Origin of the sequence: Streptacidiphilus sp. BW17 (genome assembly GCF_041262485.1) — a bacterium.
Classification (GTDB): Bacteria; Actinomycetota; Actinomycetes; order Streptomycetales; family Streptomycetaceae; genus Streptacidiphilus.
This window is the reverse complement of record NZ_JBGCCR010000004.1, coordinates 34326-46025: the sequence shown is the minus strand read 5'-3', so window position 1 is coordinate 46025 and position 11700 is coordinate 34326. Positions and strand designations below refer to the sequence as shown.

Annotated in this window: 12 protein-coding genes; 11 read left to right on the top strand and 1 reads right to left on the bottom strand. The window is 70.9% G+C overall.

Going from position 1 to position 11700, the window contains the following annotated elements; all coding sequences use genetic code 11:
- Nucleotides 1-14: 14 nt before the first annotated feature.
- The gene (locus tag ABH940_RS05985; RefSeq protein WP_370066960.1) at nucleotides 15-1058 is read right to left on the bottom strand and encodes a sugar ABC transporter substrate-binding protein; all 1044 of its coding nucleotides are present in this window, start codon (nucleotides 1056-1058) and stop codon (nucleotides 15-17) included.
- A gap of 281 nt (nucleotides 1059-1339) precedes the next feature.
- On the opposite strand from ABH940_RS05985, the gene ABH940_RS05980 reads away from it, so the two are divergent.
- The 11 genes from ABH940_RS05980 to ABH940_RS05930 all read left to right on the top strand — a co-directional run bounded on the left by ABH940_RS05980 (nucleotide 1340) and on the right by ABH940_RS05930 (nucleotide 11636).
- The gene (locus ABH940_RS05980; RefSeq protein ID WP_370066962.1) at nucleotides 1340-2197 is read left to right on the top strand and encodes a fumarylacetoacetate hydrolase family protein; all 858 of its coding nucleotides are present in this window, start codon (nucleotides 1340-1342) and stop codon (nucleotides 2195-2197) included.
- A gap of 66 nt (nucleotides 2198-2263) precedes the next feature.
- Complete coding sequence (locus ABH940_RS05975; protein ID WP_370104578.1) at nucleotides 2264-3610, top strand: L-fuconate dehydratase; 1347 nt, start codon at nucleotides 2264-2266, stop codon at nucleotides 3608-3610.
- Nucleotides 3607-4362 (top strand): SDR family NAD(P)-dependent oxidoreductase, encoded by a 756-nt coding sequence (locus ABH940_RS05970; RefSeq protein ID WP_370066966.1) that lies wholly within the window; start codon nucleotides 3607-3609, stop codon nucleotides 4360-4362. Before ABH940_RS05975 ends, ABH940_RS05970 begins: the two co-directional genes overlap by 4 nt.
- Before the next feature lie 14 nt (nucleotides 4363-4376).
- Nucleotides 4377-5396, top strand: a complete 1020-nt coding sequence (locus ABH940_RS05965) for an aldo/keto reductase (RefSeq protein WP_370104871.1) — start codon at nucleotides 4377-4379, stop codon at nucleotides 5394-5396.
- The gene (locus ABH940_RS05960) at nucleotides 5396-6136 is read left to right on the top strand and encodes a (Fe-S)-binding protein (RefSeq protein ID WP_370104576.1); all 741 of its coding nucleotides are present in this window, start codon (nucleotides 5396-5398) and stop codon (nucleotides 6134-6136) included. The genes ABH940_RS05965 and ABH940_RS05960 overlap by 1 nt, the downstream gene beginning before the upstream one ends.
- Entirely contained in the window at nucleotides 6133-7617 is a 1485-nt protein-coding gene (locus ABH940_RS05955) for a LutB/LldF family L-lactate oxidation iron-sulfur protein (RefSeq protein WP_370104574.1), read from the top strand. The genes ABH940_RS05960 and ABH940_RS05955 overlap by 4 nt, the downstream gene beginning before the upstream one ends.
- Nucleotides 7604-8248: a lactate utilization protein C gene (locus ABH940_RS05950; RefSeq protein WP_370104572.1), complete on the top strand. Its 645-nt coding sequence runs from the start codon at nucleotides 7604-7606 to the stop codon at nucleotides 8246-8248. Before ABH940_RS05955 ends, ABH940_RS05950 begins: the two co-directional genes overlap by 14 nt.
- Nucleotides 8245-8556 (top strand): L-rhamnose mutarotase, encoded by a 312-nt coding sequence (locus ABH940_RS05945; RefSeq protein WP_370066974.1) that lies wholly within the window; start codon nucleotides 8245-8247, stop codon nucleotides 8554-8556. The genes ABH940_RS05950 and ABH940_RS05945 overlap by 4 nt, the downstream gene beginning before the upstream one ends.
- Nucleotides 8553-9416 carry an amidohydrolase gene (locus ABH940_RS05940; protein ID WP_370066976.1) on the top strand — a complete coding sequence of 288 codons (864 nt, stop codon included), beginning with the start codon at nucleotides 8553-8555 and terminating at the stop codon, nucleotides 9414-9416. Before ABH940_RS05945 ends, ABH940_RS05940 begins: the two co-directional genes overlap by 4 nt.
- Nucleotides 9417-9545: 129 nt before the next feature.
- Complete coding sequence (locus ABH940_RS05935; RefSeq protein WP_370066978.1) at nucleotides 9546-9827, top strand: LysR family transcriptional regulator; 282 nt, start codon at nucleotides 9546-9548, stop codon at nucleotides 9825-9827.
- A 243-nt stretch (nucleotides 9828-10070) separates the two neighbouring features.
- The gene (locus ABH940_RS05930; RefSeq protein WP_370104570.1) at nucleotides 10071-11636 is read left to right on the top strand and encodes a carbohydrate binding domain-containing protein; all 1566 of its coding nucleotides are present in this window, start codon (nucleotides 10071-10073) and stop codon (nucleotides 11634-11636) included.
- The last annotated feature ends 64 nt before the right edge of the window (nucleotides 11637-11700 follow it).

Sequence of the window (11700 nt, the reverse complement as noted above, 5' to 3'; positions counted from 1 at the left end):
CCGGCCCCCGACGGTCACTGGCTGAGCTGGTTGCCCCACAGGCTCTTGTCGTCCACGTTGGCCTTGGTCACCAACGGTGCGGGCAGCTGGTCCTCCAGGCCGTTGGGTAGTTGGACGATGGTCGAACCGTGGTCGGTCGGACCGGGCTTGAAGGTCTTGCCCTCGACGGCCGCCTCGGCGTAGTAGAGCGCGTACTTGGCGTAGAGGTCGGCGGGCTGGGAGACGGTGGCGTCGATCTCGCCCTTGCGGATCGCGTCGTACTCCTGCGGCACACCGTCGTTGGAGACGATGGCGATGTGGCCCGGGGTGCCGAGCGGCTTGAGCAGGCCCTTGGACTGGAGCAGCGAGAGCGTCGGCTGGAGGTAGATGCTGGCCTGCATGTAGACGCCGTTCAGGTCCGGGTGCTGGGCCAGCAGCGTCTGCAGCTTGCTGGAGCCCACGGCCGGGTCCCAGTTGGTGGCCAGTGGGTAGACGGTGACGCCGGGGAACTGCTGCTGCATGCACGAGGCGAAGGCCTCGGAGCGGTCGCGACCGTTGATCGAGGTCAGGTCGCCTTCGAGGACCGCGACGCTGCCCTTGCCGTTGAGCGCCTTGCCCAGGTACTGGCAGGCCTTGGTGCCGTAGGCGCGGTTGTCGGCGCGCACGACCATGTAGACCTTGCCCGCGTCAGGGCGGGTGTCGACGCTGACCACCGGGATGTTCTTGGCCGCCAGCTGGTTGAGCGTGCTGACGATGGCTCCGGTGTCCTGCGGGGCGATGACCACGGCCTTGGCGCCGGTGCTCTCGAAGACCTGGACGTTGGCGACCAGCTTGGTGATGTCGTTCTGCGAGTTGCTGATCGGCAGGGCGTTGAGCCCGTCCGCGGTGATGTCGCTCTTGACGTACTGCGCGTAGGAGTTCCAGAAGTCCGAGTCGGCGCGCGGCAGGTCGATGCCTATGGCGGGCTTGCCGGCAGCGGAGCCGCTGACGGTGCTGCCGCGGTTGCAGGCGGTCGCGAGCCCGCCCACGAGCAGGGTCACGGCGAGGACCGAGGTCACTCGGGAGGCGCGGAGGGTCATGAGGGTCACTCCAGGTCGGCAGGTAGGGGTTTCATCGGATGACTCTGCCGATGACTCTGCGGATGTTCATCATGGCGGTCAATCCCTTTGACGCAATATCCCTGGTATATCGGGTTCGACCTGCGGTTACGTGTTGCAACAAAATCACGCTGGCGCATCAAAGGTCCGATGACTCCTTGCCGAATGCGCGTCAGGGCTCGTATCGTCCTCACTGCCGGGCCCGTACGCCCTGTTCACGCCTCGTTCCGCTTCCGAGGCCTTCGAGAGGACTCCGACACACGATGAGACTGCTGCGGCTAGGACCCGCCGGGGCCGAGCGCCCGGCCGTGCTGGACGAGAGGGACCGGCTGCTCGACCTGTCCGGGCTGACCCACGACATCGACGGCCGCTTCCTCGCCGCCGACGGCATCGCCCGCGCCCGCGCCGCGATGGAGGCCGACGAGCTGCCCGTGCTCGTCTCCGCCGCACGCGAGTGGCGGGTGGGCGCGCCGGTCGCCCGGCCCGGCAAGGTCGTCTGCATCGGTCTCAACTACCGTGACCACGCGGCCGAGACGGGCGCGGCGATCCCGGAGCGGCCGGTGGTCTTCATGAAGGACCCGGGCACCGTCGTCGGCCCCTACGACGACGTGCTGATCCCGCGCCGCTCGACGAAGACCGACTGGGAGGTCGAACTCGCCGTCGTGATCGGCCGCCGCGCCCGCTACCTCGGCTCCCGCGAGGAGGCAATGGACTGCGTCGCGGGTTACGCGATCAGCAACGACGTCTCCGAGCGCGAGTTCCAGCTGGAGTTCTCCGGACAGTGGGACCTGGGCAAGTCCTGCGAGACCTTCAACCCGCTCGGCCCCTGGCTGGTCACCCCGGACGAGGTCGGCGACCCGTCCGGTCTCGGGTTGCGGCTCTCCGTCGACGGCGTGCAGCGCCAGGACGGCCATACCAAGAACATGATCTTCGACGTCGCCGAGATCGTCCGCTACCTCAGCCAGTACCTGGTGCTGGAGCCCGGCGACGTGGTCAACACCGGCACGCCGGCAGGTGTGGCCCTCGGCCTGCCCGACCACCCCTACCTCCGACCGGGGCAGAGCGTGGAGTTGGAGATCGACCGGCTCGGCCGCCAGCGGCAGACCTTCCGCCAAGCCTGAACCCCTGCCCGGCCTGGGCCCCGTCCTGAGCCCGAGGGCCCCATCCTGAGCCTGAAGAGAGCAAGCATGCCTGGAGCATCCGCGCGGATCACCGCCGTGGACACCTACGACATCCGCTTCCCGACCTCGCGTGAGCTGGACGGGTCGGACGCGATGAACCCCGACCCCGACTACTCCGCCGCCTACCTCGTCCTGCGCACCGACGCGGAGGACGGGCCGGAGGGCCACGGTTTCACCTTCACCATCGGCCGCGGCAACGACGTCCAGGTGGCCGCGATCGACGCGCTGCGCGACCACGTGATCGGACAGTCCGTCAGCGAGCTGTGTGCGGACCCGGGTTCGCTCAGTCGCGAGCTGATCGGCGACAGCCAGCTGCGCTGGCTCGGTCCCGAGAAGGGCGTGATGCACATGGCGATCGGCGCGGTGGTCAACGCGGTGTGGGACCTGGCCGCCAAGCGGGCGGGGCTGCCGCTGTGGCGGTTCCTGGCCGAGGCGGAGCCGGAGTGGCTGGTCTCCCAGATCGACTTCCGCTACCTCACCGACGCGCTCACCCCGGCCGAGGCGCTGGAGTTGCTGACGCGCGCCCGTACCGGGCGCGCGGAGCGCACGGACACCCTCCTGGAACGCGGCTATCCCGCCTACACCACCTCACCCGGCTGGCTCGGCTACAGCGACCAGAAGCTGACCCGGCTGGCCAAGGAGGCACTCGCGGACGGCTTCACCCAGATCAAACTGAAGGTCGGCGCCAACCTGGACGACGACATCCGACGCTGCCGCGCCGCCCGTGCCGCGATCGGCCCCGACGTCCGGATGGCGATCGACGCCAACCAGCGCTGGGACGTGGCCGAGGCGATCGCCTGGACCAGGGCGCTCGCCGAGTTCGACCCGTACTGGATCGAGGAACCGACCAGCCCGGACGACGTACTCGGCCACGCCGCGATCCGCCAGGCCGTGGCCCCGGTCAAGGTGGCCACCGGCGAGCACGTGCAGAACCGCATCGTCTTCAAGCAACTGCTCCAGGCCGGCGCGATCGACGTCCTCCAACTGGACGCGGCCCGCGTCGGCGGGGTCAACGAGAACCTGGCCATCCTGCTGCTGGCCGCCAAGTTCGACATCCCGGTCTGCCCGCACGCGGGCGGCGTGGGCCTGTGCGAACTGGTGCAGCACCTGTCGATGTTCGACTATGTCGCTCTCTCCGGGACCACCGAGGACCGGGTCGTCGAGTACGTCGACCATCTCCATGACCACTTCCTCGAACCCACGGTCATCCAGGAAGGGCACTACCGGGCGCCGCTGGCTCCCGGCTTCTCCGCCCAGATGCACCAGGCGTCCATCGACACCTACACCTATCCGCACGGCACCTTCTGGGCCGCCGACCTCGCCACCATCACACCTGGGACGGTGAACGCATGAGCGATCTTCAGGGCCTGCGGGCCATCGTGACGGGCGGCGCCTCCGGCATCGGCCTGGCCACGGCCAGGCTGCTGGCCGACCGCGGCGCCGAGGTGGCCGTGCTCGACCTCGACCCGGACGCCGCCCCGAAGCCCCTGCACGGCTTCGCCGCCGACGTCAGCGACGACACCTCCGTTCGCGCCGCCGTCACGGCGGCCGTCGAGGCGCTGGGCGGCCTGGACATCCTGGTCAACAACGCCGGCATCGGCGCGGCCGGCACCGTCGAGGACAACCCGGACGAGCAGTGGCACCGCGTCCTCGACGTCAACGTCCTCGGGATCGTCCGCACCACTCGTGCCGCGCTGCCGCACCTGCGGCTGTCCGCCCATGCCGCGATCGTCAACACCTGCTCCATCGCCGCCACCGCCGGGCTGCCGCAGCGGGCGCTCTACTCGGCGAGCAAGGGCGCGGTGCTCTCACTCACCCTGGCCATGGCCGCCGACCACGTCCGTGAGGGAATCCGGGTCAACTGCGTCAACCCCGGCACCGTCGACACCCCTTGGGTCGGCCGCCTGCTCGACGCCGCGCCCGACCCGGCAGCCGAGCGCGCCGCACTGAACGCCCGTCAGCCGCACGGCCGACTCGTGGCCGCCGACGAGGTCGCCGCCGCCATCGCCTACCTGGCGAGCCCGCTGGCCGGGTCGACCACCGGCACCTCGATCGCCGTCGACGGCGGCATGGCCGGACTGCGCCTGCGACCTGTGGAAGGCTGATCCAGGTGAACCCCCTGCAACGGCGCACCCTAGGCCGCTCGACGGTACCGGTCACCACCCTCTCCCTCGGCGCGGCGGCCCTCGGCAACCTCTTCACCGAGGTCTCCGACGAGGCGGCAGCGGAGACGGTCGACGCGGCGTGGGAGTCGGGCGTCCGCTACTTCGACACCGCACCCCACTACGGCCTCGGCCTGTCCGAACGCCGGCTGGGCGCGGCGCTGCGCAATCGGCCACGCGACGAGTACACGCTCTCCACCAAGATCGGCCGCCTGCTCCGCCCGGTCGGCGAGAACTCCGGCGCGAACTCCGGCGACGACCTCGCCAACGGCTTCGCCGTTCCGGCCACCCACCGGCGGGTCTGGGACTTCAGCGCCTACGGCGTGCGGTCCTCGATCGAGGACAGCCTGACCCGGCTGGGCCTGGACCGGATCGACATCGCCTACCTGCACGACCCGGACGACCACGAGAAGCAGGCCTTCGGCTCCGCCTACCCGGAGCTGGAGCGGCTGCGGGGCGAGGGGATCATCGGCGCGATCGGCGCCGGCATGAACCAGACCCGGATGCTGGACCGCTTCGTGCGCGAGACCGACGTCGACGTGGTGCTGCTCGCGGGACGCTACTCGCTGCTGGACCAGACCGGCTTGACGTATCTGCTCCCCGAGGCCGCCCGGCGCGGCGTCTCGGTGGTGGTGGGCGGCGTGTTCAACTCCGGCCTGCTGGCCGACCCGAGACCCGGGGCGACCTTCGACTACGCGCCCGCCGCCCAGGACCTGCTGGACCGGGCGCTGCGGATCAAGGCGCAGTGCCAGGAGTTCGGCGTGCCGCTGCGCGCGGCTGCGATCCAGTTCCCCTTCGGGCACCCGGCCGTCGCGTCCGTGCTCGTGGGCGCGCGCAGTGCGTCCGAGGCCGCCGACGCCGCCGCCATGGCGCGCCACGACATCCCGGCGGACCTGTGGCACCGGCTGCGTGAGGCGGGCCTGCTGCCCTGGGACGCGCCGCTGCCCACCGCAGACTGGACGAAGGGGGCGAGCTGATGCGCGTCGCGCTCTTCATCACCTGCTTCAACGACACGATGTTCCCCGAGACCGGCAAGGCCGTCGTCGCGGTGCTGGAGCGGCTCGGCCACACGGTCGAGTTCCCGTTCGCGCAGACCTGCTGCGGCCAGATGCACTTCAACACCGGCTACCGCCCGGAGGCGATGCCGCTGGTGCGCGGGTTCGCCGACGCCTTCGCCGAGTACGACGCCGTGATCACCCCCTCGGCGTCCTGCGCCGGGATGGTCAGGGAGAACCATCCGGTGCTCGCCGAGCAGTACGGGGACCGTGCCCTTCGTGCGCAGGTGGCCGAAGTCGCGCCGCGCGTGTACGAGTTCGCCGAGTTCCTGGTGGACGTGCTCGGGGTGACCGATGTCGGCGCGTTCTTCCCGCACCGGGTCACCTACCACCCGACCTGCCACTCGCTGCGCGGTCTGCACCTGGGTGACAAGCCGCTGCGGCTGCTGCGGGCGGTGCGCGGCATCGACCTGGTCGAGCTTCCGGCCGCCGACTCCTGCTGCGGCTTCGGCGGCACGTTCGCGCTGAAGAACGCCGAGACGTCGACCGCGATGCTCGGCGACAAGATGCGCAACGTCGTCAGCACGGGCGCGGACGTGCTCTGCGCGGCCGACAACTCCTGCCTGATGCACATCGGCGGCGGTCTCTCCCGGCTGCGGACCGGCATCGGGACGCTGCACCTCGCCGAGATCCTCGCCTCGACCGAAGGGGACGCACGGTGAGCTCCGATACCGGGACGAACGTGGTCTGGCTGGGCAGTCCCGGCTTTCCCGAAGCGGCCCACACGGCCCTGGCCGACCCGCAGTTGCGCCGCAACCTGCGCAAGGCCACTACGACGATCCGCGACAAGCGCCTCTCCGTCACCGCCGAACTCGACGACTGGGAGCAGCTGCGCGAGGCCGGTGCCGCGCTCAAGCTGCGAACGCTGCGTCATCTCGACTCCTATCTGCTGCAGTTGGAGGAGTCCGTCAGCAAGGCGGGCGGCGTGGTCCACTGGGCGGCCGACGCCGCCGAGGCCAACCGGATCGTCACCGAACTCGTCCGCGCCACCGGGCAGTCGGAGGTGGTCAAGGTCAAGTCGATGGCCACGCAGGAGATCGGCCTCAACGAGGCACTGGAGTCGGCCGGGATCCGTGCCTACGAGACCGACCTGGCCGAGTTGATCGTCCAGCTCGGTGACGACCGTCCCTCGCACATCCTGGTCCCGGCCATCCACCGCAACCGGGCCGAGATCCGGGAGATCTTCCGGCAGCAGATGGCCAAATGGGGCCGTCCCGCGCCCGAGGACCTGACCGACGACCCGCGCGCCCTGGCCGAGGCGGCCCGGCTGCACCTGCGCGAGAAGTTCCTGCGCGCCAAGGTCGCCGTCTCCGGCGCCAACTTCGCCATCGCCGAGACCGGGACGGTCGGCGTGGTCGAGTCCGAGGGCAACGGCCGGATGTGCCTGACCCTGCCCGAGACGCTGATCACGGTGATGGGCATCGAGAAGGTGCTGCCCAAGTGGCAGGACCTGGAGGTGTTCCTGCAGCTGCTTCCGCGCTCCTCCACCGGCGAGCGGATGAACCCCTACACGTCCACCTGGCGGGGCGTCACCCCCGGCGACGGGCCGCAGACCTTCCACCTGGTCCTGCTCGACAACGGCCGCACCGCAACGCTGGCCGACACCGTCGGCCGCCAGGCGCTGGGCTGCATCCGCTGCTCCGCCTGCCTCAACGTCTGCCCGGTCTACGAGCGCACCGGCGGCCACGCCTACGGCTCGGTCTACCCGGGCCCGATCGGCGCGATCCTCACCCCGCAACTGGTCGGCGTCGACCACGTGGAGACGCTTCCGTTCGCCTCCACCCTCTGCGGGGCCTGCTACGAGGCGTGCCCCGTGAAGATCAACATCCCCGAAGTCCTCACCCACCTCCGCGCCGAGGTCGTCGAGACCAAGCGCGCCAAGCGCCGCACCCCCACTGCCGAGGCCCTCGCCATGAAGGCCGCCACCGCCGTCCTGGCCAACCCCGACCGCCTCGCCGCGGCCCAGCGCGCCGCCTCGCTCGGCGGTCGCGTGCTCGGGCGCAAGGGCGTCATCGGCCCCCTGCCGGGCCCGCTGCACGGCTGGACCGACGCACGCGACACCCCCGCACCACCCGCCGAGTCCTTCCGCGGCTGGTGGAAGCGGACCAGGAACCAGGGAGGCAACCCCGATGAGCGCCCGTGACACCGTGCTGCAGCGCATCCGCACCGCGTTGGCCGATGTCCCTGACGGCGAGGCTCCCGAGGACGTCGTGGTGGAGCGGGCCTACCGCCGCAGCCATGCCGACGGCGACCTGGTCGCCCTCTTCGCCGAGCGGGTCGCCGACTACCGCGCCCACGTCGTCCGGGCCACCGCGGCCGACGCCGCCCGGACGGTCGCGGAGCTGCTGGGTGAGCGCGGCGTGACCAGCCTCGTCGTACCGCCCGGCTTCCCCGAGGAGCTGCTGCCGCAGGGCGGCTCCTGGCAGCTTCTCCGCGACGACGAGCCCTTGTCCGTCGCCGAGTTGGAGGCCGCGGACGCCGTCCTGACCACGGCGGCGGCAGGTATCGCGGTCACCGGCACGATCGTCCTGGACGCCGGTCTCGGCCAGGGCCGCCGGGTGCTCACCCTGCTGCCCGACTACCACCTCTGCGTCGTCCGCGCCGAGCAGATCGTCGGCGACGTCCCCGACGCGATCACCGTGCTGGGCCCCGCCCGGCCGCTGACCTTCGTCTCCGGCCCATCCGCCACCAGCGACATCGAGCTCGACCGCGTCGAAGGCGTGCACGGACCGCGCACCCTGCACGTGTTGGTCATCACCGAGGAGCAAGCGTGAGAGTCGCCCTGCACACCCGCGTCCGCGCCGACCGGATCGCCGAGTACGAACAGGCCCACCGGGAAGTGCCGGAGGAGCTCACCGCCGCCATCCGCGCGGCCGGGGCGACCCAGTGGACCATCTGGCGCAGCGGCACGGACCTCTTCCACCTGCTGGAGGTCGACGACTATCCGGCACTCATCGCCGAGCTGGGGAAACTGCCCGTCAACACCGCCTGGCAGGCCCGGATGGGCGAGCTGCTGGAGGTCGCCCACGACTACTCCGCAGGCGGGGCGGACGCCCCCCTCCCCGTGGTCTGGCAGCTGTGACCACGCCCGCGTCGCGGGTCATCGACGCCCACCACCACGTCTGGGACCTCACCGTCCGCGACCAGGACTGGATCACCGGACCCGAACTCGCCCCGCTGCGACGCAACTTCGACCTCGACGAGTTGCGGCCCCAGGCGCAGGCGGCCGGGGTGGACGCCACGATCGTGGTCCAGACCGTCTGCGTTCCCGAGGAGACCCCCGAGCTCCTCGCCCTGGCCGCGGGCGACCCGCTGGTCGCGGGCGTCGTCGGGTGGGTCGATCTGACCGCGCCGGACGTCGCGGACGCGCTTGCCGTGCTACGCGAAGGCCCCGGTGGCACGCACCTGGTCGGCATCCGCCACCAGGTGCAGGGGGAGCCCGATCCGGAGTGGCTGCTCCGCGCCGACGTCCGCCGCGGTCTGCTCGCGGTCTCGGCGGCGGGACTGGCCTACGACCTGGTGATCAGACCCGAGCAGCTGCCTGCCGCGACTGCGGCGGCAGCCGGGCTTCCCACGGTCACCTTCGTGCTCGACCACCTCGGCAAGCCGCCGATCGCACAGTCGGAACCGGAGCCGTGGGCCCGCCGACTGCGTGCGTTCGCCGCGCTCCCGAACACCGTCGCCAAGGTCTCCGGCCTGCCCACCGAGGCGGACTGGAACACCTGGACGACTGCCCAGCTGCGTCCTTGGACGGACACCGCACTGGATGCCTTCGGGCCGCAGCGGCTCCTGTTCGGCTCCGACTGGCCCGTGTGCGTCCTCGCCGCCGACTACGCCCGCGTGGTGCGCGCCGCCAGGGAGCTGACGGCGGCACTCTCGCCCGCAGAGTCCGCAGCCGTGTTCGGAGGCAACGCCGCACGCGTCTACCGGCTCGGCGGCTGAGGCCTGGGACGAACGGCCGATCGACCGAGGGAAACCGGCCGATCGGCCGATCGGCCGGCCGTGGCGGCCCTCCTAGGCTCTCTTGGAGAGACGCGCAACGTCGACGACGTAAGGACAGGAGGTGCTTCCATGCTCGCCCTGCAGCATCTGCGCATCCTGCAGGCCGTGGCTCACGAGGGTTCGCTCTCGGGCGCGGCGCGCCGGCTGCACTACAGCCAGCCCACCATCACCTACCATCTGGCAGGCCTGGAGCGGTACTTCCAAGTCCGACTCGTCGAACGCGGCTCCCGCGGAGCCGCCCTGACCGAGGCCGGTGTCGTGCTGCTGCCGCACGCCGAAGCCGTGCTCGAGACGCTGCGGAAGGCCGAGCGGGACGTCGCGGCCGTGGGGTCCGGCCGTCACGAGCCATAGAAGAGTTCTGTAGCACCCATTGACTGGCGTGTGCCGGGATCCGGGCTCCGACGCGCCGACGTCGCCGGGCGGGGCCCGTACGCGCAGGTGGGAGTGGGTGGCGGTCGAGTGATTCTGCTGCGTGGAAGCACTGATGTGGGATCAGCTGTGGGTCGGCCATGCAGATCAGGGGGTTGACACCCGGTATTGGTCCAGACCAAATTATGCGCACCCCACACGACCCGCTCGCCCCCAGGAGTGTGCATGTCCGTGCGCGTCACCCCCACCGGTTCCGCCCCCGCACCCAGGCCGGTCCGCAGCCGCCGAGCCACCGCGCTCACCGCGGCCGCAACCCTCGTCGCGGCCGGAGCCCTCTCGCTTGTCACCACCACCGGCGGGGCCTCGGCGGCCACCACCAACCTGCTCAGCAACCCCGGCTTCGAGACCGGCAGTCTCAGCGGCTGGACCTGCGGCAGCCTGGACGGCGTCGTCAGCTCGCCCGTGCACAGCGGCAGCTACGCGCTCAAGGTGGCGGCTTCCTCCTCCGACGACGCCCAGTGTTCGCAGACCGTGGCGGTGCAACCCGGCACCACCTACAGCCTCACCGGCTGGGTCGAGGGCGCGTACGCCTACCTCGGCGTCACCGGCTCGGGGACCACGGACACCAGCTCCTGGACGGCGTCCGCCCCCTCCTGGACCCAGCTGACCGACACCTTCACCACCGGCGCCTCGACCACCTCGGTCCAGATCTACGTGCACGGTTGGTACGGCGAGGGCACCGTCGACGCGGATGACCTCGCGCTGACGGCAGGCGTCAACTCCACCAGCAGCGCCTCAGCTTCGGCCTCACCCTCGGCGTCCGCCTCGGCCAGCGCCTCCGCGTCGGCCAGCGCCTCACCGACTGCAACCGGTACCGGATCGCCCTCCGGGAGTCTCGGTGCCTTCGCGCCGTACACCGACCTGTCGGCATGGCCGACCTTCGATCTGGCCTCCGGGGCGACCACCGAAGGCACCAAGTACTTCAACCTCGCCTTCATCACCGACGGCGGCTCCTGTACCCCCGAGTGGGGAGGCACCACCGCGATCACCGACTCGGCCACCACCGCGAACATCGCCGGTCTGCGCGCGCTGGGCGGGGACGTGCGCGTCTCCTTCGGCGGTCAGAGCGGCACGGAGCTGGCCCTCGACTGCGGCAGCGCCAGCGCGCTCGCCGCGGCCTACCAGCAGGTGATCAACCAGTACTCGCTCAAATACGTCGACTTCGACGTCGAGGGCGCGGCCATCAGCGACACGGCGTCCATCGACCGACGCAACCGGGCCATCGCCATCCTGGAGCAGAACAACCCCGGCTTGAAGGTCTCCTACACCCTGCCGGTACTCCCGACCGGTCTGACCGCCGAAGGCGTCAACGTACTGACCAGCGCGAAGAACAACGGCGCGAGCATCGCCGCGGTCAACATCATGGCTATGGACTACGGCCCCTCGTTCTCCAGCGACATGGGCCAGGACGCCGTGGACGCCGCCACCGCCACCCAGGCGCAGATCAAGTCCGTGTGGACCACGTTGACGGACGCCCAGGCCTGGTCGGAGGTCGCCGTCACGCCCATGATCGGCCTCAACGACGACACCAGCGAGACCTTCACCGTCGCCGATGCCACGACGCTGGTCGACTTCGCCGCGTCCAAGCACCTGGCCTGGCTCTCCTTCTGGTCTGCGGGGCGTGACCGGCAGTGTTCGGCGGGCGCGGTGACCTACACGGACCCGGGCTGCTCCTCGATCCTGCAGAGCCCCGGCGCGTTCGGGCAGGCCATGTCCGCCTACACGGGCTGACCGAGCTCGCGCGCACGAGGCGGTCCGGCCACGGAGGCCGGGCCGCCCGTCGCGCGTCCCCGGG